General features: G+C 68.6%; 18 protein-coding genes and 1 tRNA gene. 5 read left to right on the forward strand and 14 right to left on the reverse strand.

Annotation, left to right across the window (positions count from 1 at the left end; translation table 11 throughout):
• Nucleotides 1-157 precede the first annotated feature (157 nt).
• Nucleotides 158-1,645: a 30S ribosomal protein S1 gene (rpsA, locus tag ACFXKZ_RS44675; protein ID WP_078977653.1), complete on the reverse strand. Its 1,488-nt coding sequence runs from the start codon at nucleotides 1,643-1,645 to the stop codon at nucleotides 158-160.
• A gap of 301 nt (nucleotides 1,646-1,946) precedes the next feature.
• On the opposite strand from rpsA, the gene ACFXKZ_RS44680 reads away from it, so the two are divergent.
• Nucleotides 1,947-2,816: a class I SAM-dependent methyltransferase gene (locus tag ACFXKZ_RS44680; RefSeq protein ID WP_380011369.1), complete on the forward strand. Its 870-nt coding sequence runs from the start codon at nucleotides 1,947-1,949 to the stop codon at nucleotides 2,814-2,816.
• A 270-nt stretch (nucleotides 2,817-3,086) separates the two neighbouring features.
• On the opposite strand, the gene ACFXKZ_RS44685 is transcribed toward ACFXKZ_RS44680, so the two are convergent.
• The 4 genes from ACFXKZ_RS44685 to polA form a co-directional block, all read right to left on the reverse strand.
• Nucleotides 3,087-4,091, reverse strand: a complete 1,005-nt coding sequence (locus ACFXKZ_RS44685) for a DUF3068 domain-containing protein (protein WP_380011372.1) — start codon at nucleotides 4,089-4,091, stop codon at nucleotides 3,087-3,089.
• 51 nt (nucleotides 4,092-4,142) lie between these two features.
• Nucleotides 4,143-4,280 carry a hypothetical protein gene (locus ACFXKZ_RS44690; RefSeq protein ID WP_160161682.1) on the reverse strand — a complete coding sequence of 46 codons (138 nt, stop codon included), beginning with the start codon at nucleotides 4,278-4,280 and terminating at the stop codon, nucleotides 4,143-4,145.
• A gap of 125 nt (nucleotides 4,281-4,405) precedes the next feature.
• The gene (locus ACFXKZ_RS44695; protein WP_380011376.1) at nucleotides 4,406-5,641 is read right to left on the reverse strand and encodes a lytic transglycosylase domain-containing protein; all 1,236 of its coding nucleotides are present in this window, start codon (nucleotides 5,639-5,641) and stop codon (nucleotides 4,406-4,408) included.
• A gap of 120 nt (nucleotides 5,642-5,761) precedes the next feature.
• Nucleotides 5,762-8,509, reverse strand: coding sequence for a DNA polymerase I (gene polA, locus ACFXKZ_RS44700; RefSeq protein WP_380011466.1), 2,748 nt, complete (start codon nucleotides 8,507-8,509; stop codon nucleotides 5,762-5,764).
• A 47-nt stretch (nucleotides 8,510-8,556) separates the two neighbouring features.
• On the opposite strand from polA, the gene ACFXKZ_RS44705 reads away from it, so the two are divergent.
• Complete coding sequence (locus ACFXKZ_RS44705) at nucleotides 8,557-8,985, forward strand: hotdog fold thioesterase (RefSeq protein ID WP_380011379.1); 429 nt, start codon at nucleotides 8,557-8,559, stop codon at nucleotides 8,983-8,985.
• 69 nt (nucleotides 8,986-9,054) lie between these two features.
• Here ACFXKZ_RS44705 and ACFXKZ_RS44710 read toward each other — a convergent pair whose 3' ends face one another.
• The 6 genes from ACFXKZ_RS44710 to ACFXKZ_RS44735 form a co-directional block, all read right to left on the reverse strand.
• Nucleotides 9,055-9,759, reverse strand: a complete 705-nt coding sequence (locus tag ACFXKZ_RS44710; RefSeq protein WP_170222322.1) for an ABC transporter ATP-binding protein — start codon at nucleotides 9,757-9,759, stop codon at nucleotides 9,055-9,057.
• Nucleotides 9,760-9,839: 80 nt separating this feature from the next.
• Nucleotides 9,840-10,763: an ABC transporter ATP-binding protein gene (locus ACFXKZ_RS44715; RefSeq protein ID WP_380011382.1), complete on the reverse strand. Its 924-nt coding sequence runs from the start codon at nucleotides 10,761-10,763 to the stop codon at nucleotides 9,840-9,842.
• On the reverse strand, nucleotides 10,760-12,181 hold the full coding sequence (locus tag ACFXKZ_RS44720; RefSeq protein ID WP_380011385.1) for a branched-chain amino acid ABC transporter permease: 1,422 nt from the start codon (nucleotides 12,179-12,181) through the stop codon (nucleotides 10,760-10,762). Before ACFXKZ_RS44720 ends, ACFXKZ_RS44715 begins: the two co-directional genes overlap by 4 nt.
• Complete coding sequence (locus ACFXKZ_RS44725; RefSeq protein WP_126641401.1) at nucleotides 12,178-13,059, reverse strand: branched-chain amino acid ABC transporter permease; 882 nt, start codon at nucleotides 13,057-13,059, stop codon at nucleotides 12,178-12,180. The genes ACFXKZ_RS44720 and ACFXKZ_RS44725 overlap by 4 nt, the downstream gene beginning before the upstream one ends.
• Before the next feature lie 143 nt (nucleotides 13,060-13,202).
• Nucleotides 13,203-14,492 carry a branched-chain amino acid ABC transporter substrate-binding protein gene (locus ACFXKZ_RS44730; protein WP_380011388.1) on the reverse strand — a complete coding sequence of 430 codons (1,290 nt, stop codon included), beginning with the start codon at nucleotides 14,490-14,492 and terminating at the stop codon, nucleotides 13,203-13,205.
• Between the two features lie 213 nt (nucleotides 14,493-14,705).
• A complete protein-coding gene (locus ACFXKZ_RS44735; protein ID WP_126641271.1) occupies nucleotides 14,706-15,326 on the reverse strand; it encodes an ANTAR domain-containing response regulator in 621 nt (206 codons plus the stop codon).
• A gap of 112 nt (nucleotides 15,327-15,438) precedes the next feature.
• Between ACFXKZ_RS44735 and ACFXKZ_RS44740 the strand changes: the two genes are divergently transcribed.
• From ACFXKZ_RS44740 to ACFXKZ_RS44750, 3 genes are all read left to right on the forward strand, one after another.
• Nucleotides 15,439-15,516, forward strand: a tRNA-Leu gene (locus tag ACFXKZ_RS44740).
• A 69-nt stretch (nucleotides 15,517-15,585) separates the two neighbouring features.
• Nucleotides 15,586-16,356 (forward strand): helix-turn-helix domain-containing protein, encoded by a 771-nt coding sequence (locus ACFXKZ_RS44745; protein ID WP_380011391.1) that lies wholly within the window; start codon nucleotides 15,586-15,588, stop codon nucleotides 16,354-16,356.
• Nucleotides 16,357-16,368: 12 nt separating this feature from the next.
• A complete protein-coding gene (locus ACFXKZ_RS44750) occupies nucleotides 16,369-17,124 on the forward strand; it encodes a transcriptional regulator (protein WP_380011394.1) in 756 nt (251 codons plus the stop codon).
• 56 nt (nucleotides 17,125-17,180) lie between these two features.
• On the opposite strand, the gene pyk is transcribed toward ACFXKZ_RS44750, so the two are convergent.
• From pyk to gltB, 3 genes are all read right to left on the reverse strand, one after another.
• Nucleotides 17,181-18,605, reverse strand: coding sequence for a pyruvate kinase (gene pyk, locus ACFXKZ_RS44755; RefSeq protein WP_380011397.1), 1,425 nt, complete (start codon nucleotides 18,603-18,605; stop codon nucleotides 17,181-17,183).
• A gap of 158 nt (nucleotides 18,606-18,763) precedes the next feature.
• Complete coding sequence (locus tag ACFXKZ_RS44760; RefSeq protein WP_380011400.1) at nucleotides 18,764-20,224, reverse strand: glutamate synthase subunit beta; 1,461 nt, start codon at nucleotides 20,222-20,224, stop codon at nucleotides 18,764-18,766.
• Nucleotides 20,217-24,767 (reverse strand): glutamate synthase large subunit, encoded by a 4,551-nt coding sequence (gene gltB / locus ACFXKZ_RS44765; RefSeq protein ID WP_380011402.1) that lies wholly within the window; start codon nucleotides 24,765-24,767, stop codon nucleotides 20,217-20,219. The genes ACFXKZ_RS44760 and gltB overlap by 8 nt, the downstream gene beginning before the upstream one ends.
• Between the last annotated feature and the right edge of the window lie 276 nt (nucleotides 24,768-25,043).

The raw sequence follows: 25,043 nt of genomic DNA on the forward strand, positions 1-25,043 counted from the left end.
CCCCGGCTGCCGTGTGACCGATCCCGACCCTAGCGCCCCCGCACCGGAAAACGCCGACGCCCCGGAACATCGAAAGGCCCCACCTCCCCGAAGGGAGATGGGGCCTCGCGATACATCCGGCTACCCGAGGTTCACCTCAGGCGTCGTGTGCCCGAGTTCAGCTCTGGCCGCCGGCCAGCTTCTCGCGCAGCGCGGCCAGCGCCTCGTCGGACGCGAGGGCGCCGCCGGTGGTGTCGGCCTCGACCTCGTCGTCACCACCCGAGGAGTACGCGCCCGCGGCCTCGCCGGCCACGGCCTCCGCCTCGGCCTCGCGGGCCTTGACGACCTGCTGCTGGTGCGACTCGAAGCGCGCCTGGGCGTCGGCGTACTGCTTCTCCCACTCCTCGCGCTGCTTGTCGAAGCCCTCGAGCCAGTCGTTGGTCTCGGGGTCGAAGCCGTCCGGGTAGATGTAGTTGCCCGCGTCGTCGTAGGTCGCGGCCATGCCGTACAGGGTCGGGTCGAACTCGGCCGTGGCCGGGTCCGCGCCGAACGCCTCGTTGGCCTGCTTCAGCGAGAGGCTGATGCGGCGACGCTCGAGGTCGATGTCGATGACCTTGACGAAGATCTCGTCGCCGACCTGGACGACCTGCTCCGGGATCTCCACGTGGCGCTCGGCCAGCTCGGAGATGTGCACCAAGCCCTCGATGCCCTCGTCCACGCGGACGAACGCACCGAACGGAACGAGCTTGGTGACCTTGCCGGGAACGACCTGGCCGATCTGGTGGGTCCGGGCGAACTGCTGCCACGGGTCTTCCTGGGTCGCCTTCAGCGACAGGGAGACCCGCTCGCGGTCCATGTCGACGTCGAGGACCTCGACGGTGACTTCCTGGCCGACCTCGACAACCTCGGACGGGTGGTCGATGTGCTTCCAGGACAGCTCGGAGACGTGCACCAGGCCGTCGACGCCGCCGAGGTCCACGAACGCACCGAAGTTGACGATCGAGGAGACGACGCCCGTGCGGACCTGACCCTTCTGCAGGGTCGTGAGGAACGTCTGGCGCACCTCGGACTGGGTCTGCTCGAGCCAGGCACGGCGGGACAGGACCACGTTGTTGCGGTTCTTGTCCAGCTCGATGATCTTGGCTTCGAGCTCCTTGCCCACGTACGGCTGGAGGTCCCGCACACGACGCATCTCGACCAGCGAGGCCGGGAGGAAGCCGCGGAGGCCGATGTCCAGGATGAGACCACCCTTGACGACCTCGATGACGGTACCGGTGACGATGCCGTCCTCTTCCTTGATCTTCTCGATCGTGCCCCAGGCGCGCTCGTACTGCGCCCGCTTCTTCGAGAGGATCAGGCGGCCTTCCTTGTCCTCCTTCTGGAGAACCAAGGCCTCGATGTGGTCACCGACAGTGACGACCTCGTGGGGGTCCACGTCGTGCTTGATGGAAAGCTCGCGGGACGGGATGACGCCTTCGGTCTTGTAACCGATGTCGAGCAGGACCTCGTCCCGGTCGACCTTGACGATCACGCCATCCACGATGTCGCCGTCGTTGAAGTACTTGATCGTCTCATCGATCGCTGCGAGGAAGTCTTCCTCGGAGCCGATGTCGTTGACCGCCACCTGCGGGGTGGTGCTGGGCGTGGCCTCGGTGCTGCTCGTCATGTGGGTAAGGGCTCCGGGTACGGACAGAAGTCGTTTTCAAACACGCTTGTGGACCCGGTTTCGCCCCCGACGACCGCAGTCCATGCAAGAGGATGGCGTGGGATCGACAAAGGTGAGCGCGACCTGCTCCGTCTGAGTTCACGCAGGCCCGCGGCGCAACTTGCAGCATACGGGGCCGACCGGGTGCGGTCAACGCGCACCGGATGCATGCGATCAACCCGGACGTCCCGAAGGGAGTACCCTACGCGCGTCCGTGCCCGCCCGCAGCGATACCGCGGCTTCACCGCAACCTGGGAGCCAAGTGAACCGGCCCACGTCCCACGACCCCCACGCGTCACTGGTCGCGCGCTACGTCGACCCCGAGGACGCGGAAGGCGTCGACGACGACGCGGTACGCCGCAGGGTCGGCCTCGTCGAGAGTGTGCGCGCGGGCCGCCGGTGGTGGGACGCGAACGCCGACGAGTACCAGGTCGAGCACGGCGACTTCCTCGGCGACGCGCGCTTCACGTGGTGCCCGGAGGGGCTGGACGAGGACCGGGTCAAGCTGCTCGGTCCGGTCGAGGGGCGCACCGTGCTCGAAGTGGGCGCGGGCGCGGCGCAGTGCTCGCGGCGACTGCTGGCGCGCGGCGCGTTCCCGATCGCGCTCGACCTGTCGCTGCGCCAGCTCCAGCACTCGCGTCGGCTGGACGCCGAGCACGGCACCCGGGTGCCGGTGGTGCAGGCCGACGCAGGCCGGCTGCCGTTCGCCGACGCAAGCTTCGACCTGGCGTTCTCCGCATACGGCGCGTTGCCGTTCAGCCCGGACGGGGCGGGGATCATGCGCGAGGTGTTCCGGGTGCTGCGACCGGGCGGGCGGTGGGTGTTCTCGATCACCCACCCGATCCGCTGGGCGTTCCCGGACGAGCCGGGGCCGGAGGGGCTGACCGCGGTCGCCTCGTACTTCGACACGACCCCCTACGTCGAGCAGGACCACACCGGCCGGGCCACCTACGTCGAACAACACCGCACGCTCGGCGAGCGGGTACGCGAGGTGGTCGGCGCCGGCTTCCACCTCCTGGACATCGTCGAACCGGAATGGCCCGAAGACCTGGAGTCCACCTGGGGCGGCTGGAGCCCCCTACGCGGCCGCCTGCTCCCAGGCACGGCAATCTTCGTCTGCACCAAGGACTGAGCACCCACACCCGAAGCACGACCGAGAAGCCGAGCCGGCCACCCCCAAAGCCCCCAAACCCGCAGCCCACACACAAAACGCAACAAGCACTACAACCGACGGGCGGCCAAGGAGCCGAGCCGGCCTCCCCCGAAGCCCTGAACCCGCAGCATCCACACCAAACGCAACGGGCGGAGCGGGCGGGCACACCAAAGTCGCGCGAAGCGCGCTTTCGCACACCAAAGTCGCGCGAAGCGCGCTCTCGCACACCAACCTCGCGCGCAAAGCGCGCTACGGCACCTCGGCCAACGTGCGCACCGCCCGCTCCTCCTCGACCGAAGGCCGCAGCCGCGGCCGTGCCGCCTTCCGGTCCGCCACGAACTGCAACACGACGGCCGTCACAAAGAACAACACACCCACCACGATCAACCCCAACGGCGCCGTATCGTGCAGCAGCCGCAGCGTCCCGCTCCAGTCCTTCGCGTCCGCGACGAGCGCGGCCGACCACTCCGGGCGCAGCTTGAAGGTGCCGTCGAAGACCTTGGTGACCACCGGCTTGGCGTTGGGGTCGTCCGCCGGCGGCGACGTGCGCAGCTCCTCGGTGCGGGTCTCCTCGACGTACACCGGGATGCCCGTGACCGGCTCGACCCACATCTTCCGGGTCGCGGTGTACCAGAGCTGCATGCCCTCCTTCTCCACCGCGACCGGGTCCAGGCCGCCCGGGAGTTGCCTGGGCATCGGGATCTTCATCCACGGCACGACCTGCTCGAAGCGGTACGTCCGCAGCCCGTCGCGCTCGGCGGTGCCCTTGTACGAGATCACGTTCGCGCTGTGCGCCTGCGAGTCGTAGTAGTTGTAGTCGCGCTTGCCGGTGAAGAACGGCCACTTGTAGGCGAGGCCGGTGTGCGCGGCCGGGGCGCCGTCGACGGATTCGCCGCAGCAGTTCTTCGGGATCTGGCCGGCCGCGTCGAACGCGTAGCGCTCGGGCAGTTGGGTGACCACCTTGCCGGTGCCGTCCAGCACGGCCAGGTTCAGGTCCCACACCACGGTCGAGCCGTGGCTGTCCTTGGCGTTGGGCCGGATCGCCTGGATCGCGGTGACCTTGGCCTTGCCCGGGCCCTCGGGCGCGCCCAGGAGCGTGGCGTTCGTCGCGTCCAGGACCAGCACCCGGTAGGCGTCCTCGCCCGCGAGCGCCTTGGCCACCAGCCTCGGGAGGACGAACTCGCGCAACAGCGGCGCCAGGGCCACGCAGAACACGGCCGCGACCAGGAGGATCAGACCGGACTTACGACGCATCGAGGTGGACCCCTTGACGATGGAACCGGGTACGGATTCGCGCCGGCGTGGTCAGGGACGCGCGGGCGGGCTCGTGACCTGAAGCGGCTTGTGCACGGGCCCGGGATCCGCGGCGGCGCACGCGTTCAGCACGAACGCGGCCCCGACCGCGAGGAGCGCCCCGGCCACGACCGCTGCGAAGGAACGCATTCGGCGGTCCCACCTTTCCTGCTGCCCCGGCCGACGCCGCGACGGTCGGCGATGGGGCACGGTAGCAAGAAACGAGAACAGGTTCCCGTTTTTTGCGGATCGGATTCTGCTCGGGTTCGGACCGGCTACCGACCGCCCGCCGTCGGGGCGTCGGCCGATGCCGCCGCCGAGGCGGACTGCTCCGGTGCTCCCGACGCGCTCGACGAGATCGGCGGCGTCACCGACCCCGACGCGCTCGCCGTCGCGCTCTTCGACGGATCGCCCGTCGCGGGCGGGTCCGCCGACTTGGTGGCGGCGGGCTTGGTGGTCGGCGCCTTCGTGGTCGGCTTGACCGGCTGCCGCGCGTCGGGCACCGAACGCGCGCCCGTCGCGTAGTAGGTCATCCACGAGGTGACCGTGCGCAGGTATTCGTTGGAGTGGTTGTAGCTGAGGATGGCCGCGTTCAACCCGGCCCCGGTGGACAGGTCCCGGTTGCCCGCGCACAGGTAGCGCCCCGCGGTGAGCGTCGCGTCGAAGATGTTCTGCGGGTTGGCCACGCCGTCCCGGTTGCCGTCCATCGCCCAGCTCTTCCAGGTGGACGGGATGAACTGCATCGGCCCCACGGCGCGGTCGAATTCGGTGTCGAAGTCGTAGCGTCCGCCGTCGGTGTCGGTGATCCGGGCGAACTGCCCGCCGTCCAGGCGCGGACCCAGGATCGGGGTCACCGACGTGCCGTCCACGGTCACGTTGCCGCCGTACGCGTGCTCCGACTCCACCCGGCCGATGCCCGCGAGCAGCGTCCACGGCAGTTTGCAGCCGGGATCCATCCGGGCCAGGTTCGACGCCGCCTGCTGATACGCGAGCAGCACCGTCTGGGGTATCCCACCGGTCCCGGTCGCGGTGGTGCCCCGCGGCCCGGCCGAGGACGTCGCGCCCGGGGCCGCCGTGGTCGCCGGCGGCGTGGCGGCGGTGGTCGCGGCCCCCGGCAGCGCGGCCGGCACCACCGGCGGCGGCAACTCGAAGTGCGCCGGCCCGCCGCCGTTGACCGAGACGCCGCCGACCGGCGCCGCGTCCGACAGGCGCGGCAGATCGGAGGTGGGCACCCGGTGCGCGGTGACCATGGTGAACGGGGACTGCACCGCCGCGCCGCACGCCAACACGACCAGGATCGCCGCCGCGCTGCCCAGCCACGGATTCAGGATCCGTCTGCGCTTGGCCGGCTCCTCGGGCGCGCCGGACGTCGGCGGCTTCTCGGGACCGGGCGTGCCCTCGGATTCGGCCGCGGGCGCGGCGGCGGATATCCGCTCCGCCGACACCTCGCCGGCGTCCGCCTCCGATTCGCCCGGCTTCCGCGGATCGGGCCCCGATTCGGCCTCTTCCACGAAGCTCCCCCCTCTGTGCGCGAGTTCGACGGTGCACCGGTCGTCGGTGACCACCGGTGCCCGTGCGAACCTATGCCGGCTTCGGCCGGCTCTCCACCCCCACGACGCACTCGTTCCGGATCAGTGACCGGCGTCCTCCCAGTTCGCCCCGAAACCGACCGAGACGTCCAGCGGCGCGCGCAGCGGATAGGCGCCGGCCATCTCCCGCCGCACCAGCGCCTCCAACTGCTCCCGCTCGCCGGGCGCCACCTCCAGGACCAGTTCGTCGTGGACCTGGAGCAGTATCCGCGAGGCCAGCTTCTCCTCCCGCATGGCCCGATCCACCGCGAGCATCGCGACCTTGACGATGTCCGCCGCCGAACCCTGGATCGGCGCGTTCAACGCCATGCGCTCGGCCATCTCGCGCCGCTGCCGATTGTCGCTGGTCAGATCCGGCAGATAGCGCCGGCGGCCGAACACGGTCTCGGTGTAGCCGGTCTGCCGGGCCTCCTCGACCACCTTGTGCAGGTAGTCGCGCACCCCGCCGAACCGCTCGAAGTAGGTCTCCATCAGCCCGCGCGCCTCGGCCGGCTCGATGTCCAACTGCTGGGACAGGCCGAACGCGGAGAGCCCGTACGCCAATCCGTAGGACATCGCCTTGATCTTGCTGCGCAGCCCGTGATCCACCGCCTCCGGCGCCACCGAGAAGACCTGCGCGGCCATCGTCGAGTGCAGGTCCTCACCCGAGGTGAACGCCTCGATCAGCGCCGTGTCCTGCGACAGGTGGGCCATGATCCGCAGTTCGATCTGGCTGTAGTCGGCGGTGAGCAGCCCCTCGAAGCCCTCGCCGACCACGAACGCGCGCCGGATCAGCCGGCCCTCCTCGGTCCGGATCGGGATGTTCTGCAGGTTCGGGTCCTGCGAGGACAACCGGCCCGTCGCCGCCACCGTCTGATTGAACGTGGTGTGGATGCGCGCGTCGTCGGCGACCGTCTTGATCAGACCCTCGACCGTGGTACGCAGCCGGGTCTGGTCGCGGTGACGCAGCAGGATCACCGGCAACTCGTTGTCGGTCTGCGTCGCCAGCCAGGTCAGCGCATCGGCGTCGGTGGTGAACCCGGTCTTGATCTTCTTCGTCTTGGGCAGGCCCAGTTCGGTGAACAGGATCTCCTGCAACTGCTTGGGCGAGCCCAGGTTGAACTCGTGCCCCACCGCGGCGTGCGCCTCCTCGGTGGCCTGCTTGACCGCCGCCGCGAACTGCTCCTGCAGCCGCTCCAGATAGGGCAGGTCGGCCGCGATGCCCATCTGCTCCATGTGCGCGAGCACCGGCAACAGCGGCAACTCCATGTCGCGCAGCAGCTCCAACCCGCCCTTGGCGGCCAGCTCGGTATCCAGCGCCGCCGCCAGGTCCACCACCGCCCGCGCGGCCAGCATCAGCGCCGCGCCCGGCTCCGCGTCGGCCTCATCGGACATGTCCAGCGCCAACTGCCCGTCGCCCGAACCACCCGCATCCACCCGCAACTCGCGCCCCAGGAACCGCTCCACCAGGCCCTCCAGCGCGAACGAGCGCTGCCCGGGCAACACCAGGTAGGCGCCCAGCGCGGTGTCGCTGGTGATCCCCCACAGCGCCCAGCCGCGCGCGGCCAGCGCCAGGATCGGCCCCTTCGCGTCGTGCACCGCCTTGGTCCGCCGCGGATCCGCCAGCCACGCCGCCAGCGCCGCGTCGTCGCCCGCGTCCATCGTCAGCGGATCCACGAACGCCGCCGACCCGTCCGCCGCGGCGAACGCCAGCCCCCTGACCTCACCGGTGCCGCGCCCCCACGAGCCGTCCACCGCAAGACCGGTACGCTCCGCGCCCGCCGCATGCTCGGCCAACCACTCGGCCAGCGCGCCCGGCGCGACCACCGTGGTGTCCATCTCGAAGCCCGGCTCGGGCTCCGCCACCGCGACCACCGCCCCGGGGTCCACCGCCCACAACCGCTCCCGGAAGCTCGCGTTGCGAAACTCCAGCGCGTCGAGCACCACCTCGACCGCCACCCGGTCGAACGGCTTGCGCTCCAGATCCGTCGGCGTCACGTCCAGCTCGACGTCGCGCACCAGCTCCGTCAGCCGCCGGTTCAACTTCACGTTGTCCAGGTTGTCGCGCAGATTCTGCCCGGCCTGACCCTTGACCTCGTCGGCACGCGCCACCAGCTCGGCGAACGAGCCGAACTCGCGGATCCACTTCGCCGCGGTCTTCTCGCCCACCTTCGGAATGCCCGGCAGGTTGTCACTCGGGTCGCCGCGCAGCGCCGCGAAGTCCGGATACTGCGCCGGGGTCAGCCCGTACTTCTCCTCCACCGCGTCCGGCGTGAACCGGTGCAGCTTGCTCACGCCCATCATCGGATACAGCACCGTCACATCCGGCGTGACCAGCTGCAACGCGTCACGGTCGCCGGTGAGGATCAGCACCTCGAAACCCTCGGCCGCGGCCCGGGTGGCCAGCGTGGCAATCACGTCGTCGGCCTCGAAACCGGCGACGCGCATCGTCGGCACGCCCATCGCCGTCAGCTCCTCGACGATCAGCTCGACCTGGCCCTTGAACTCCTCCGGAGTCTCCGAGCGGTTCGCCTTGTAGTCGGGGAACTCCTCGGTGCGAAACGACTGCCGGGACACGTCGAACGCCACACCCAGATGGGTCGGCGCCTCGTCGCGCAACACGTTCACCAACATCGACGTGAACCCGTAGACCGCCTGGGTCGGCTGACCCGTCGCGGTACTCATCGACGCTTCCTTGAGCGCGTAGAAGGCCCGGTACGCCAACGAGTGCCCGTCGAGGAGCAGGAGTCGCGGCCGGGAACCGGCGGGAACGGAGGTCTGGGGGGTCCGAGTAGCTGCCACGACCGCGATCCTAGGCTGTCAGGCCGACACAACCATGTATCCGACAGGAGCGCACCATGCCCGACGAGACCACCCCGCCCAGCCTCGAAGAGATCCTGGCCCAGATGAACCTCGGCAGCCGGGACACCCTCTCCGAGCGCATGGGGATCGAATTCGTCGAGGCATCCGCCCAGCGTGTGGTCGCCACCATGCCGGTCAAGGGCAACACCCAGCCCTACGGGCTGCTGCACGGCGGCGCGTCGTGCGTCCTCGCCGAAACCCTCGGCTCGGTGGGCTCCGCGCTGCACGCCGGCCGCGACGCCATGGCCCTGGGCATCGAGATCAACGCCACCCACCACCGCTCCGCCGACGCCGGCGTCGTCACCGGCGTGGCCACCCCCGTACACCTGGGCCGCACCCTGGCCACCTACGAGATCGTGATCACCGACGAGAACGACCGGCGCATCTGCACCGCACGGCTCAGCTGCATGATCAAGCGCCCCTGACCACGCCGACCGGCGCCGGGACCGCGCGGCGAAGGGGCCGACCCCCTCCGCCGCGCGGACACCTTCGCGCTACGCGCCCTCGCCCAGATACGCCTCGCGCACCTTCGGATCCGACAACAGCCGATCGGCCGGCCCGGACAACACCACCGACCCGGTCTCCAGGGCATAGCCCCGGTGCGCCAGCCGCAACGCCTGCGCCGCGTTCTGCTCGACCAGCAACACCGTGGTGCCCTGCTCGTTGATCTCCCGGATGATCTCGAAGATCTGCGCCACGATCAGCGGCGCCAGACCCATCGACGGCTCGTCCAGGAGCAGCAGCTTGGGCTGCCCCATCAACGCGCGCCCGATCGCCAGCATCTGCTGCTCGCCACCCGACAACGTGCCCGCCAACTGCTCGCGGCGCTCCGCCAGGCGCGGGAACAGCTCGAACACCCGGTCCAACTCGGCCTTGGGCACCGACTTGAACCGGTAGGCGCCCATGTTCAGGTTCTCCGTGACGGTCATCGCCGGGAACACCCGACGACCCTCCGGAGAGTGCCCGATGCCGAGCCCCACCACGTGATGCGCCGGCACCCCGTCGATGCGCTCGCCGCGCCAGCGCACCTCGCCCTCACGCGGCGTCAACAACCCCGAGATGGTGCGCAACGTGGTGGTCTTGCCCGCCCCGTTGGCACCAAGCAGGGCCACGATCTCGCCCTCGTTCACCTCGATGTGCACACCCTTCAGCGCCTGGATGGCGCCGTAGAACACGTGCAGATCGTCCAGCTCCAGCATCTTCTTCCGGGGCGGTACGGCGGTGCCGGCGGCCGGCTTGGCCAACCCGACCGCGTCCGCGCCCGCAGCGTCGGCGGCGCTCATCGCTGCTCCTCCCCGTCCCGCTGCGCGGGGACCGAACCGTCCTCGGGCACCCCGCCGACCTCGGCCTGCGTCGCACCGGTCATCTCGGCGGCCATCTCCGCGCCCAGATACGCGGCCACGACCTCCGGATCGCGCTGCACCTCGGCGGGCGAGCCGGAGGCGATCACCTTGCCGAAGTTGAGCACCGTGACCCGGTCCGCCACCGACATCACCAAACGCATGTCGTGCTCGATCAGCAGCACACTGATGCCCAGTTCGCGGTTGATCCGCCGGATCAACACCTCCAGGTCGAGCTTCTCCGTCGGGTTGGTGCCCGCCGCCGGCTCGTCCAGGAGCAACACCTGCGGATCGGTGGCCAGCGCCCGGGCGATCTCCAGGCTGCGCTGCTGACCGTAGGACAACGACGCCGCCAACTCGTTGAGCAGCCCGTCCAGACCGACGAAGTGCAACAACTCCAGCGCCCGCCGGTCGCTCTCGCGATCCTCGCGGCGCGCGTTCGGCAACCCCAGCATGATCGACACCGGGCCCGACTTCTGCCGGGTCTCCGCCGCGATCTTGACGTTCTCCAGCGCGGTCAACGCGCCGAACAGGCGAATGTTCTGGAAGGTGCGGGCCACCCCCAGCCGGTTGACCAGATGCGGCTTGCGACCGAGCAGCGAATGCTCGCCGCCCGACCGGTCGCGCAGCACGATCGTGCCCTCCTGCGGGACGTACATCCCGGTGAGCGAGTTGAACAGCGACGTCTTGCCCGCGCCGTTCGGCCCGATCACCGCCAGGATCTCGCCCCGGTGCAGATCCAACGCCACATCGGACAGGCCCACCAGGCCGCCGAAGCGCAGCGTCACACCGCGCACCCGCATCACCTGGTCGCCCGGATCCACCCGAGGCCGCTCGTCCGCCTTCGTCGTGGTGATGCTCACGTCATCCTCCCGCCGGCCGGCTCCGACATCGCGTCCGCGTCGCCGAGACCCGCCTTGGCCATGCTCAACTCACGCTTGCGCCGCACCGAGGGGATCAGACCCTGTGGGCGGTAGATCATCATGATGATCAGCAGCGCGCCCAGGTACATGAAGCGGTCGTTCGGATCGACCCAGTCCTTCATGTACTGCGGCAGCCAGGCCAGGAACGCGGTACCGATGATCACGCCCCACAGCGAACCCATGCCGCCGAAGATCACGTACGCGACCACCAGGACCGAGAACAACAGCAGGAAGCTCTCCGGGCTGATGAAGCGCGCCTTGCTCGCGTACGCCACCCCGGCGATACCGGACGTCGACGCGCCGATCGCGAACGCCATCAGCTTGAACTTCACCGTCGGCACGCCCGTCGCCGACGCGGCCACCTCGTCCTCGCGAATCGCCGTCCAGGCCCGACCCACCCGAGAGTGCTCCAGCCGCAGGAACGCGATGATCAAGATCGTGGCGATCCCGATCAGCAGGTACCAGTAGGGCACCGGATCCAGTTCCCAGTCGTAGTCGATCGGACCGATGTGGATCCCGAAGTTCGAGATGCCCTGGACACCGCGCGGACCGTTGGTGAACCCGTCCGCGTTCTTGGCGATCAGGTAGATGATCTCGTGGAAGCCGAGCGTGACGATCGCCAGATAGTCACCGCGCAACCGCAGCGTCGGCGCGCCGAGCAGCAGCCCGGCCAGCAGACACGTGGCCACCGCCACCGGGATCACCAGGAACGCGTTCAGCTTGAACGGCGGATCCACCGGCATCGCGCCGGTCCAATACGCCGTGCTGTACGCGCCGATCGCGAAGAACGCGATGAAGCCCAGGTCGAGCAGACCCGCCCAGCCGATCACCACGTTCAGCCCGATCGCGAGCAGGACGTAGATCGCCACCTCGTTGACCAGAACCTGGTTCCAGAAGGTGGACAGCAGGTTCGGCAGCAGGATCAGCAGGCCGATCACCACCGCCGAGAAGCCGAGCCGGACCCAGATGATCCGCCGCCAATCCGCCGTCTTCGCCCTGGCCTGCGCCGCCACCGCCTTGACCGGCTCGGTCACGGGGGTGGTGAAGCGGTCCAACGGGCCCACCTTCGGCCCCAGGAAACGCTGATAGAGCGGCTTGCCGAACTCCATCACCGCCCACAGCGCGACCGCGCCGATGATCCACCAGACCACGCGCATCGAGCCGAGGGTCTTGTCCAGCGAGAAGAACACGTCCTCGCGGCTGCCCTGCGGGCCGCTCATCACGTCCAGCAGCACGGCCGCCGCAACGGTGCCCACCAGTCGGCCGTACATCGGGTGCTGGTACCAGCGCTTGCGCCGCAACTTGGCCAGCGTCGCCGCCGTCGGCGCGAAATCCGTCTGTGTCGTGGTCGTGGTCACGCCGACCTCCCCAAGCGCTCGCCCAGGATGCCGGTCGGCCGGAACATCAGCACCAGGACCAGCACCGCGAAGGCGCTGACGTACCGCCACGACTCACCGAAGATCGGCGAGGAGAAGCTCTCCACGATGCCGAGCAGCATGCCGCCCATCATCGCGCCGCGGATGTTGCCGACCCCGCCGACGACCGCCGCGGCGAACGCGGTGATGCCCGGCAGGAAGCCCATCGTGAACGACAACTGCAGGTGCAGGCCGAACAGGAAACCGGCGATGCCACCCATGAAGCCGCCGATGATGAACGTACGCGAGATCACCTTGTCGATGTCCACGCCCATCAGGCCCGCCGTCTCGGCGTCCTGCGCCACCGCCCGGATACCCGAGCCCAGCTTGGTGCGGTTCACCAGGTAGTCCAGGCCGACCATCATCAGCACGGCCGCGCACACGATGAGCAGCTGCAGGATGGTCACCTGGGTGCCGAAGACCGAGAAGACCTTCTTGTTCTCGAACAGCGTCGGCAGTGCGCGCGAGTCGCGACCGAACAACTTCCCCGCCAGGTTCTGCAGGAAGTAGGAGGCCCCGATCGCGCTGATCAAGAACGCCAAACGTGGCGCGTTCCTGCGTCTGAGCGGTCTGTACGCGACTTTTTCCAGAGCGAAGGCCGTGGCCGCTCCGGCGGTACCGGAAACGGCCAACCCCGCCGCGACCAACAAGACCGACACCAGTGCCGTCGGGTTGGTGCTCGGGTCGATCCAGGTCAAGGCGAGCAGGGCCGAATAGGCGCCCACCATGAAGACTTCGCTGTGTGCGAAGTTGATGAGCTGTAGCACACCATAGACGAGGGTATAGCCGATGGCGATGACCGCGTACAGCGCACCGAGCATGATCCCTGGAATAAGGTAATCCAGGATTTCATCAGGTTGCATAAGGAAAGCTTCCTCAAGAAAACCGGACGGGCCCGGACCCTCCCGAAACTCCGGGAAGGCCCGGGCCCGATCGTCAGGTGGCGACGTCCTCGACGAGGAGGTCAGCCGCCCACGAGCTGGTCGATGTCGCCCATGTAGCCGATCTTGCCGCCCTTGACCTGGTAGATGAAGGTCGTGGCGCCGTCGAATTCACCGTTCTGCTTGAACTTGAAGGTCTTGGTCAGACCCTTGTACGAGGCACCCTTGAGCTTGGTGAGCATCGCCTCGCGGGTGATCTTCTCCGCACCGAAGGACTTCATCTGGTCGATCACCAGGTTGGCGATGTCGAACGACTCCGCCGAGTAGGTGCTCGGGTTGGTGTTGAAGCGCTTCTTGTAGTCCTCGGTGAACTGCTTCGTGGCCGCCTCGACGTTGGCGTCGGCGCACGGGCAGGTGAGGAACCAGTCGTTGGCGGCGTCGCCGGCCAGCGAGACGAACTGCGCGTCGTTGGTGCCGTCACCGGAGAACTTCGGGCCGTTGAAGCCCGCTTCCTTCAGCTTCTTGGCGAACGGCGCGCCGTCCTGGTAGTAGCCCGCGTAGATCATGGCGTCCGCGCCGGAGTTCTTGATCTTCGTGGAGATCGGACCGTAGTCCGGGGTGGCCTTCGGCACGCTGTCCGAGACCACCTGGACGCCGGCCTTGGTCAACTCGTCCTTGGCGACCTTCGACAGACCCACGCCGTACTCGGTCTTGTCGTCGACGACGAAGACCTTCTTGACCTGGAGCTTCTTCGACAGGTACTTCGCCATCCCGCCGCCCTGGGCGTTGTCGTTCGGCGCACCCCGCAGGAACGCGGTGAAATTGTTCTCCGGGTTCGTCAGGGACGGGTTCGTCGCGGACGGGGAAACCGTGGCGAGCTTCGCCTTGGCGTAGTTCGGCGACGCGGCCTTGGTCGGGCCGGAGAAGGCGGGGCCGATAACGGCAACAACATTGCTGTCGTCGATCAGCTTCTGCGCAGCGGAGACCGACTTGGTCTCCGATGCCTCGTCGTCCGAGGTCTTGAACTTGAGCGTGAAGGGAAGATCGCCCTTCGCGTTGGCCTGCTCGACGGCGAGCCGAGCGCCGTTCTCTTCATTGATGCCAAGCTGAGCATTCTCCCCCGAGAGGCCCGCTTGGAAACCGATGGTCCAGGTCGGCTTGTTACCGCCGCCGGAGTTGCCGGGAGCGGTGCTGCCCCCGTCCTTCTTCTTGTCGCCGTCATCGTCACTGCCGCACGCGGAAAGCACGAGTGCCGCTGCCGCGATGGGCAGCGCGATTTTGATCACGCGTCGCTTGAGCACAGCAAACCCCAACCCCTTGTAGAAAAAGTTCGGAGCCCGCATCGGGGCGCCTTCACAAACCGCGATGAACATGCGGTGCCCGGAATGTAGTCCGGCCGGAACGGCAGCGGCAGTCCGCCGACGGAGATGTGATGCGCCCGTAACCAGATGTAATCCAAAAGAAACTGGAAACGAATTCTTACGATCCAAAGTGATCAAATATGATCATCAGCTGCCGGAAAAACGACGAACCCGTCCGGTTTGTCGGGAACCGGACGGGTTCGTAGCTGAATCGACAATCTCGGATCAGTCGGCGACATCGCCCCCGGACACGACCACCTCGGCCACGGTGCGCATCGACATCCGACGGTCCATCGATGCCTTCTGGATCCACCGGAACGCCTCCGGCTCCGACATCCCGTACTTCTCCTGCAACACGCTCTTCGCCCGGTCCACGAGCTTGCGGGTCTCCAGCCGCGCGGTGAGATCGCCCACCTCGCGCTCCAGGGCGGCCAGTTCGGTGTAACGCGAGACGGCCATCTCGATCGCCGGAACGAGGTCGCCCTTGGTGAACGGCTTGACCAGGTAGGCCATCGCCCCCGCGTCCCGGGCCCGCTCGACCAGCTCGCGCTGCGAGAAGGCGGTCAACATGAGCACCGGTGCGAGCCGCGCCTGGGCGATCCGCTCGGCCGCCGAGATGCCGTCCAATATCGGCATCTTCACATCGAGGATGACCAGATCGGGCCGACACTCCTCCACCAACTCCACGGCCCGCTGCCCGTCCCCCGCCTCCCCGACGACGTGGTACCCCTCTTCCTCCAGCATCTCTTTCAGATCGAGCCGGATCAGCGCCTCGTCCTCGGCAATGACGACACGGGCGCGCCGACTGTCCTGCTCTGCGGCGGGCGGCTGCGTGGCGGCGGTCACGTGGCTCCTCGATCAGAGAAATGGTGCGGACACGAGGGTACCGAGACGCGGTATGGTGTTCCGCGTGCAGGTGTTGGGTTTCCCGCCAAACGGTGAAAAGCCCAGCTCAGCCGCCCCGGTAGCCCAATTGGCATGAGGCAATGGATTCAAAACCCATACAGTGTCGGTTCGAGTCCGACCCGGGGCACCAACTGGTCCGATCGAGTGAATCGCACTCGAACGCCTGATCCAGTGGGTGTCTGCGGTCCACGGTGGGCCCATGACCAACCCGGATCTTCGCCGCCAGGCACTCAATCTGCTGCACACCGGCGTCACCAACGCCGAGGTGGCTCGAAGGCTGCGCGTCCCCTCTGGGACCGTGGGCTACTGGCTACACATGGAACGTTTTCGGCACGGTGAGCTTCCCGGCCGACGTCTCGCTCCCTGCTTTCGCTGTCACGGTGACGACCTCGAGATCGATCGCGGCTCGTACGCCTACCTTCTCGGTCTCTACCTCGGCGACGGCCATATCGCGGCCCACCCGCGCACCTACAGCATCTCCATCTACTGCGCCGATGCCTGGCCGGGCCTGATCCGAGAGTGCGCGAACGCCATGTCCAGGGTTCTTCCGGGCCCTGCGCCGAACTTCGTACCTCGGCCGGGCTGTACGGACGTCAAGCGCTACTCGCAGCACTTGCCCTGTCTGTTCCCCCAGCATGGCCCCGGCCGCAAGCACGAGCGACCGATCGTCCTCGAACCCTGGCAGCAGGACATCGTCGGCGCCGAACCCTGGGCGCTCGTGCGTGGACTGATTCACTCCGACGGTTGCCGGATCGTGAACTGGACGACGAAGGTCGTGGCCGGCGAGCGCAAACGCTACGAATACCCGCGCTACCTCTTCGCCAACGAGTCCACCGACATCATGCGGATCCTCGGCACGACACTGGACCAACTCGGTGTCGAGTGGAAATTCGCCCGACGAAACCTTCTCTCCGTCGCCCGCCGGGCCTCCGTCGCGCTCATGGACCGACATGTCGGCCCCAAATACTGACGGCCCGCGCGTATGTACGACACGACGACGCGTCTGGCGGCACTTCGGCTCCTCGACGGTGGGCGCAGTCTGAACTCGGTGAGCAAGGAAACCGGGATCTCGCGCGCCGCCATGCGGTCATGGCGGGTCCGCGTCGAACCGGCGCGACCCACGGGCTGTGTTCGCTGCACCGGAGTCCCCACCGCGCCGGAACCCGGCCGGGACTACGCCTATCTGCTCGGCCTCTATCTGGGCGACGGCTGCCTCAGCGGCTACGCGAAAGGTGTGTACGGGCTGCGGATCGCCTGTGGAGACGTCTGGCCCGGTCTGATGGACGAGTGCGAGGCAGCGATGCGTGCGATTCGCCCCGGGAGCAACGTCTTTCGTACGCCTCGTCAGGGCTGTCACATGGTCACGTCGCTCTGGAAGCACTGGCCGTGTCTGTTCCCCCAGCATGGGCCCGGGCGCAAGCATGAGCGGGCGATCGTGTTGGAGTCCTGGCAGCGGGACATCGTGCGGGGTGAGCCGTGGGCGCTCGTGCGTGGGTTGATTCACTCCGATGGGTGTCGGATCACCAACTGGACCACGCGCGTCGTCGCGGGTGAGCGCAAGCGTTATGAGTATCCCCGCTACCTCTTCACCAACGAGTCCGCCGACATCATGCGGATCATGACCACGACGCTGGACGAACTCGGTGTCGAGTGGAAGTTCGCTCGGCGCAACAACCTCTCCGTTGCCCGGCGGACATCCGTCGCGCTGATGGATGAGCACGTGGGGCCCAAGTACTGATGGTCCGTCATCCACCGGGGCGGGTGACGGACCATCAGTCGTGCGAGGACCGACTACTACTCGGCCGGGAGATCCCCTATGTGGTGCAGGCGGATCAGGTTGGTGGAGCCGGGGACGCCGGGCGGGGAGCCGGCCGTGATGACGACCAGGTCGCCCTTCTTGCAGCGGCCGATGGCCAGCAGGGCCGCGTCCACCTGGCGGACCATCTCGTCGGTGTGGCTGCACAGCGGGCCGAGGAAGGTCTCCAGGCCCCAGGTGAGGGCCAGCCGGCTGCGCACCGCCGGCTCCGGGGTGAAGGCCAGCATCGGGATCATCGAGCGGTAGCGCGACAGCCGGCGACCCGTGTCGCCGCTCTGGGTGAACGCGACCAGGTATTTGGCGTCGAGCCGCTCGGCGATCTCGATCGCGGCCTTCGCGATCACCCCGCCCTGTGTGCGCGGGCCGGCGATGGTGCGGATCTCCTCCTGCATCGCGGTGGAGTCCTCCGCCGCGACCACGATCCGCGCCATGGTCTTGACGGTCTCGATCGGATACTTGCCCACCGAGGTCTCGCCCGAGAGCATCACCGCGTCGGTGCCGTCCAGGACGGCGTTGGCGACGTCGGATGCCTCGGCCCGGGTGGGACGCGAGGCGCTGATCATCGAGTCGAGCATCTGGGTGGCGACGATGACGGGCTTGGCGTTGGCCCGGGCCAGCGTGATCGCGCGCTTTTGCACGATCGGCACGGCCTCCAGCGGCATCTCGACGCCCAGGTCGCCGCGGGCGACCATGATGGCGTCGAAGGCGTGGACGATCTCCTCGAGGTTGTCCACCGCCTGCGGCTTCTCGATCTTGGCGATCACCGGCAGCCGGACACCGACCTCGTCCATGATCTTGTGGACGTCCTCGATGTCCCTCGCGGCACGCACGAACGACAGCGCGATCATGTCCGCACCGAGCGCGAGGCCCCACTTGAGGTCCTCGATGTCCTTCTCGGACAGCGCGGGGACGCTCACCGCCACGCCGGGCAGGTTGAGCCCCTTGTGGTCGGAGACCATCCCGCCCTCGATGACGATCGTGTGTACGCGCGGGCCCTCGACGTCGACGACCTCCAGGGTGACCCGGCCGTCGTCGATCAGGATCCGCTCGCCCTTGGTGACGTCGGCGGTCAGCCCCTTGTAGGTGGTGCCGACCTCGTGCTTGTCGCCGGGGACGTCCTCGGTCGTGATCGTGAACTCGTCGCCGCGCTCCAGGAGCACGGGGCCTTCGGCGAAGGTCTCCAGGCGGATCTTCGGGCCCTGGAGGTCGACGAGGATGCCGACGCTGCGACCGGTTTCGTCGGATGCCCGACGGACGCGGTGATAACGCTCCTCGTGCTCGGCGTACGCGCCGTGGCTGAGGTTGAAGCGGGCTACATCCATGCCTGCGTCGACCAGCGTGCGGATCTGTTCATACGAATTTGTGGCAGGACCCAGGGTGCAGACAATTTTGGCTCGACGCATGGTCCCAAAGCCTAGTTCCTACCGCCGGGTAAGCCGTACCCGCGTCCGGTATATGGCGCTTTTCCGGCATGCGGAAAGGGCGCCGCAACGGCGGCGCCCTTTCTCGTTCACGCGACTTTCGTCACATATTCAATCCCGACCCGTGTGGTCGCGCTGCGTCACACCGTGAGCGGTCGATCGGTCGGCCGGATCGGCGCCGGCAGGTTGGTCCCGCCGGTCAGCCAGCCGTCCACCGCCGCCGCGCACGAGCGGCCCTCGGCGATCGCCCAGACGATCAGCGACTGCCCGCGTCCGGCGTCGCCGGCCACGAACACGCCGTCGACGTTGGTCGCGAACGCCTCGTCGCGCGCCACGTTGCCGCGCTCGTCCAGGGCCAGGCCCAACTGCTCGACCAGCCCGTTGGAGCGGTCGGTCCCGGTGAAGCCCATCGCCAGGAAGACGAAGTCGGCCGGGATCTCCCGCTCGCTGCCGGGCACCGGTACGAAGCGGCCGTCCTCGAACACGACCTCGACCAGCTTGAGCGCCCTGACCCGCCCGTCCGCGCCGCCGACGAACTCCTGCGTGTTGACGGCGTAGACGCGCTCGCCGCCCTCCTCGTGCGCGCTGGCCACCCGATAGGTCATCGGGTAGGTCGGCCACGGCTGCGCGGCGGGTCGCTCCTCCGAGGGCCGGGGCATGATCTCCAGCTGGGTGACCGAGGCCGCGCCCTGGCGGTGCGCGGTGCCCAGGCAGTCGGCGCCGGTGTCGCCGCCGCCGATGATCACCACGTGCTTCCCGGCCACGTCGATCGGCGAGGCGACGAGGTCGCCCTCCTGCACCTTGTTGGCGAACGGCAGGTATTCCATCGCCTGGTGCACGCCGCCGAACTCGCGTCCGGGGATCGGCAGGTCGCGCGCGGCGGTGGCGCCGGCCGCGATCACCACCGCGTCGTAGCGCCGGCGCAGCTTGGCCGCGTCCAGGTCGGTGCCGATCTGCATGCCGGTGTAGAACTTGGTGCCTTCCGCGCGCATCTGTTCGATGCGCCGGTTGATGTGCCGCTTCTCCATCTTGAATTCGGGGATGCCATAGCGCAGCAGTCCGCCGATCCGGTCGGCCCGCTCGTAGACGGCCACGGTGTGCCCGGCCCGGGTGAGCTGCTGGGCGACGGCGAGGCCGGCGGGGCCGGAGCCGATCACCGCGACGGTCTTGCCGGAGAGCCGGTCGGGCGGCTGCGGGGCGACGTTGTTGTCGTCCCACGCCCGGTCGATGATCGAGACCTCGACGTTCTTGATGGTGACCGGCGCCTGGTTGATGCCGAGCACGCACGCGGCCTCGCATGGCGCAGGGCACAGCCGCCCGGTGAACTCCGGGAAGTTGTTGGTGGCGTGCAGGCGTTCGCTCGCGGCCTGCCAGTCGTCGCGCCAGACCAGGTCGTTCCACTCGGGGATGATGTTCCCCAGCGGGCAGCCGTTGTGGCAGAACGGGATGCCGCAGTCCATGCAGCGGCCGGCCTGTTCGGTGATGATCGGGAGCAGTGTGCGCTCCTCGTACACCTCCTTCCAGTCCCGGATGCGCACGTCGACGGGGCGCCGCGTGCCGAGCTGTTGGGGCGTGGTCAAAAAGCCCTTCGGGTCAGCCATGAACCGCCTCCATCATCTTCTGGACGATCTCGGTCTCGGGGAGACCGGCTCGCTCGGCGGCGTCCTTGGCGGCGAGCACTGCCTTGTAGTCCCTGGGCAGGATCTTGGTGAAGCGCCGGGAGGCGGCGTCCCAGTCGGAGAGCAGGGCTTCGGCGACGGCCGAGCCGGTCTCCTCGTGGTGCCGGCGCACAACGTCGTGCAGTTCGGCGCGGTCGGTGGCGTCGAGGTTCTCGATGCCCACGAGTTCGGTGTTGATGTTGTTCGGGTCGGCGTCGAGGAGATAGGCGATGCCGCCCGACATGCCGGCCGCGAAGTTGCGGCCGGTGCGGCCGAGGACGACGGCCCGGCCGCCGGTCATGTATTCGCAGCCGTGGTCGCCGACGCCCTCGACGACGGCGGTGGCGCCGGAGTTGCGCACGCAAAAGCGTTCGCCGACGACGCCGCGCAGGTAGATCTCGCCGCCGGTGGCGCCGTAGCCGATCACGTTGCCGGCGATGATGTTGTCCTCGGCGGCGAAGGTCGCGGCGCGGTGGGGGCGGACGATGATCCGGCCGCCGGACAGGCCCTTGCCGACGTAGTCGTTGCCGTCGCCTTCGAGCCGCAGGGTGATGCCCTTGGGCACGAACGCGCCGAACGACTGGCCGGCGGAGCCGGTGAGTGTGATGTCGATGGTGTCGTCGGGCAGTCCGGCGCCGCGGTAGCGCTTGGTGACCTGGTGGCCGAGCATCGTGCCGACGGTGCGGTTGGTGTTTTGCACCGGCAGGTTGATGACGACCTTCTCGCCGCGTTCCAGGGCGTCGGCGCTGAGCTGGATGAGCTGGTTGTCCAGCGCCTTGGCCAGCCCGTGGTCCTGGGGGCCGGTGCGGTGCAGTGCGGCGCCCTCGGGGAGCGCGGGCACGTGGAACAGCGGCGTGAGGTCGAGCCCTTCGGCCTTCCAGTGTTCGATCGCCGCGGCGGTGTCCAGGAGTTCGGCGTGACCGACAGCCTCTTCCAGGGTGCGGAAGCCGAGTTCGGCGAGCAGTTCGCGCACTTCCTCGGCGATGAACTCGAAGAAGTTGACAACGTGGTCGGCCTGGCCGTTGTACCGCTCGCGCAGCACGGGGTTTTGCGTGGCGACGCCGACGGGGCAGGTGTCGAGGTGGCACACGCGCATCATCACGCAGCCGGAGACCACGAGCGGCGCGGTGGCGAAGCCGTATTCCTCGGCGCCGAGCAGTGCCGCGACGAGCACGTCGCGCCCGGTCTTGAGCTGGCCGTCGGTCTGCACGACGATGCGGTCGCGCAGGCCGTTGAGCAGCAGCGTCTGCTGGGTCTCGGCGAGGCCGAGTTCCCAGGGGCCGCCCGCGTGCTTGAGCGAGGTGAGCGGTGAGGCGCCGGTGCCGCCGTCGTGCCCGGAGATGAGCACCACGTCGGCGTGCGCCTTGGACACGCCTGCCGCGACCGTGCCGACGCCGACCTCGGCGACGAGCTTGACGTGCACTCGGGCCGCGGGGTTGGCGTTCTTGAGGTCGTGGATGAGTTGGGCGAGGTCTTCGATGGAGTAGATGTCGTGGTGCGGCGGCGGGGAGATGAGGCCGACGCCGGGGGTGGAGTGCCGGGTGCGGGCGACCCACGGGTACACCTTGTGCCCGGGCAGTTGGCCGCCTTCGCCGGGCTTGGCGCCCTGGGCCATCTTGATCTGGATGTCGTCGGCGTTGACCAGGTATTCGCTGGTGACGCCGAAGCGCCCGGAGGCGACCTGCTTGATCGCCGAGCGCCGCTCGGGGTCGTGGAGCCGCTCGGGGTCCTCGCCGCCTTCGCCGGTGTTGGACTTGCCGCCGAGCCGGTTCATCGCGATGGCGAGCGTCTGGTGCGCCTCCATCGAGATGGAGCCGTAGGACATCGCGCCGGTGGAGAACCGCTTGACGATCTCGGAGACCGGTTCGACCTCGTCGATCGGGACGGGCTCGCGCACGCCGTCGCGGAAGCCGAACAGGCCGCGCAGCGTCATCAGTCGCTTGGACTGCTCGTCCACGCGCGCGGTGTACTTCTTGAAGATGTCGTAGCGGCGGGTGCGGGTGGAGTGTTGGAGCCGGAAGACGGTCTCCGGGTCGAACAGGTGCGGTTCACCCTCGCGGCGCCACTGGTACTCGCCGCCTATCTCCAGCCGGCGGTGCGAGGGCGCGATGCCGGTGGGCGGGTAGGCCTTGGCGTGCCGGCGGGCGACCTCCTCGGCGACGATGTCGAGGCCGATGCCGCCGAGCTTGCTGGTGGTGCCGGTGAAGTATTCGGCGACGAAGTCCTCGGCGAGGCCGATGGCTTCGAACACCTGGGCGCCGCGGTAGGAGGCGACGGTGGAGATGCCCATCTTGGACATCACCTTGAGCACGCCCTTGCCGAGCGCCTTGATCAGGTTGCGGATCGCCTGTTCGGGGGCGATGTCGCTGAGGAAGACGCCCTCGCGGACCAGGTCCTCGACGGATTCCATGGCCAGGTAGGGGTTGACGGCGGCCGCGCCGTAGCCGATGAGCAGCGCGACGTGGTGCACCTCGCGGACGTCGCCGGCCTCGACGATCAGTCCGACCCGGGTCCGGGTCTTGGTCCGGATCAGGTGGTGGTGGACGGCGGAGGTGAGCAGCAGCGAGGGGATCGGCGCGTGTTCGGCGTCGGAGTGGCGGTCGGACAGCACCACGATGCGGGCGCCGTCGGCGATCGCGCGGGTGGCCTCGGCACGGATCTCCTCGAGCCGCTTGGCCAGCGCGGCGCCGCCGCCGTCGACCGGGTAGAGCCCGGAGATGGTGACGGCCTTGAGGCCGGGCTGGTCGCCGTCGAGGTTGATGTGGATGAGCTTGGCGAGTTCGTCGTTGTCCAGCACCGGGAAGGGCAGTACGACGTTGCGGCAGTCGGCGGGTTGGGCGTCGAGGAGGTTGCCCTCGGGGCCGACGAAGCTGCCGAGCGCGGTGACCAGTTCTTCCCGGATCGCGTCCAGCGGCGGGTTGGTGACCTGGGCGAAGAGCTGGACGAAGTAGTCGAACAGCAGTCGGGGCTTGGTGGAGAGCGCGGCGATGGGGCTGTCGGTGCCCATCGAGCCGAGCGGTTCGCCGCCGGCGCGGGCCATCGGCGCGAGGATGACGCGGAGTTCTTCCTCGGTGTAGCCGAAGGTCTGCTGGCGGCGCGAGACGGAGGCGTGCGTGTGCACGACGTGTTCGCGCTCGGGCAGGTCCTCCAGGTTGATCAGGCCGCCGTGCAGCCATTCCTGGTAGGGGTGTTCGGCGGCGAGCGCGGTCTTGATCTCGTCGTCCTCGACGATCCGCCGGGCCTCGGTGTCGACCAGGAACATCCGGCCGGGCTGGAGTCGGCCCTTGCGCACGATCCGGGCGGGGTCGATGTCCAGGACGCCGACCTCGGAGGAGAGCACGACCAGGCCGTCGTCGGTGACCCAGTAGCGCGAGGGCCGCAGGCCGTTGCGGTCCAGGACGGCGCCGATGAGGCTGCCGTCGGTGAAGGTGACGCAGGCCGGGCCGTCCCACGGCTCCATCACGGTGGCGTGGAACTTGTAGAAGGCGCGCCGGGCGTGGTCCATCGTGGCGTGGTTCTCCCACGCCTCGGGGATCATCATCAGCACGGCGTGCGGCAGCGGCCGGCCGCCGAGGTGGAGCAGTTCCAGGACCTCGTCGAAGGACGCCGAGTCGGATGCGTCGGGCGTGCAGATCGGGTACAGCCGGCTGAGGTCGCCGGGGATGAGGTCGGTGGCGAGCATGGACTCGCGCGCGGCCATCCAGTTGCGGTTGCCCTTGACCGTGTTGATCTCGCCGTTGTGCGCGATGAAGCGGTACGGGTGGGCGAGCGGCCAGGCCGGGAAGGTGTTGGTGGAGAACCGCGAGTGCACGAGGCCGATCGCGGACGCCAGGCGCCGGTCCGACAGGTCGGGGAAGAACGGCTCCAGCTGTCCCGTGGTGAGCATGCCCTTGTAGACCAGGGTGCGCGCGGACAGCGAGGCGAAGTAGACCTCGACCTCGCGCTCGGCGCGCTTGCGCAGCGCGAAGGCGAGCCGGTCGAGGGCGATGCCGGTGACGGTGTCGTCGACGCCGGCCACGAACAGTTGGGCGAAGCGCGGCATCGTGGCGCGGGCGCCGTTGCCGACGAGGCCGGGCGTGGTGGGCACCTCGCGCCAGCCGAGCACGCGCAGGTTCTCCTCGGCGGCGATGCGCTCGATGGAGGACTTGGCGCGGCCCGCGTGCACGTCGTCGTCGGGCAGGAAGGCGATGCCGACCGCGTAGCCGCCGGCGGCGGGCAGCGCGAAGCCGGCCGTCTCGCGCAGGAAGGCGTCGGGGACCTGGATCAGGATGCCCGCGCCGTCGCCGGTGTCGGGCTCAGCGCCGGTGGCGCCGCGGTGTTCCATGTTGCGCAGGACGGTCAGCGCCTGGTCGACGATGTCGTGGCTGGGCTCGCCGGTGAGCGTGGCCACGAATCCGACACCGCAGGCGTCGTGCTCGTTACGGGGGTCGTACAACCCCTGGGCCGCGGGAATCGCGGAGAAGAGGGGGCCCGAGGATGCGGGCATGGCAGGAGGCATGGGCGCTCCCGTCGTCGTCGTGGCGTGTGGTGCGCAACAGGGACGACGTTGGCCCTCTGCGATTTCGTGCAGGTTACACGATCAGTACGTCTATCCGGAACCCGGGACAAACCCGTCTCACCATGCGGTCACCAGGGTGATTCGGCCCGGCCGTCGAGCGCTGCGCCGAGCCGGTCGCCTTGGCATATCGGGTGGCTCATTCCCGACCATCCGGGCGACGAAACCGCACGTCTCGGACCGTTATGGCGATGGGTTTCCGGGTGG

Source organism: Embleya sp. NPDC059237 (genome assembly GCF_042754105.1).
GTDB lineage: Bacteria > Actinomycetota > Actinomycetes > Streptomycetales > Streptomycetaceae > Embleya.

Bases quoted from the DNA above. Each gene is read 5' to 3' on its own strand.
- ACFXKZ_RS44745 (WP_380011391.1), top strand. From the start codon at position 15,586: ATGACCAACCCGGATCTTCGCCGCCAGGCACTCAATCTGCTGCACACC.
- ACFXKZ_RS44760 (WP_380011400.1), bottom strand. From the start codon at position 20,224: ATGGCTGACCCGAAGGGCTTTTTGACCACGCCCCAACAGCTCGGCACG.
- ACFXKZ_RS44690 (WP_160161682.1), bottom strand. From the start codon at position 4,280: ATGCGTTCCTTCGCAGCGGTCGTGGCCGGGGCGCTCCTCGCGGTCGGG.
- ACFXKZ_RS44685 (WP_380011372.1), bottom strand. From the start codon at position 4,091: ATGCGTCGTAAGTCCGGTCTGATCCTCCTGGTCGCGGCCGTGTTCTGC.
- ACFXKZ_RS44750 (WP_380011394.1), top strand. From the start codon at position 16,369: ATGTACGACACGACGACGCGTCTGGCGGCACTTCGGCTCCTCGACGGT.
- ACFXKZ_RS44730 (WP_380011388.1), bottom strand. From the start codon at position 14,492: ATGTTCATCGCGGTTTGTGAAGGCGCCCCGATGCGGGCTCCGAACTTT.
- gltB (WP_380011402.1), bottom strand. From the start codon at position 24,767: ATGCCCGCATCCTCGGGCCCCCTCTTCTCCGCGATTCCCGCGGCCCAG.
- ACFXKZ_RS44705 (WP_380011379.1), top strand. From the start codon at position 8,557: ATGCCCGACGAGACCACCCCGCCCAGCCTCGAAGAGATCCTGGCCCAG.
- ACFXKZ_RS44725 (WP_126641401.1), bottom strand. From the start codon at position 13,059: ATGCTCGGTGCGCTGTACGCGGTCATCGCCATCGGCTATACCCTCGTC.
- rpsA (WP_078977653.1), bottom strand. From the start codon at position 1,645: ATGACGAGCAGCACCGAGGCCACGCCCAGCACCACCCCGCAGGTGGCG.
- pyk (WP_380011397.1), bottom strand. From the start codon at position 18,605: ATGCGTCGAGCCAAAATTGTCTGCACCCTGGGTCCTGCCACAAATTCG.
- ACFXKZ_RS44710 (WP_170222322.1), bottom strand. From the start codon at position 9,759: ATGCTGGAGCTGGACGATCTGCACGTGTTCTACGGCGCCATCCAGGCG.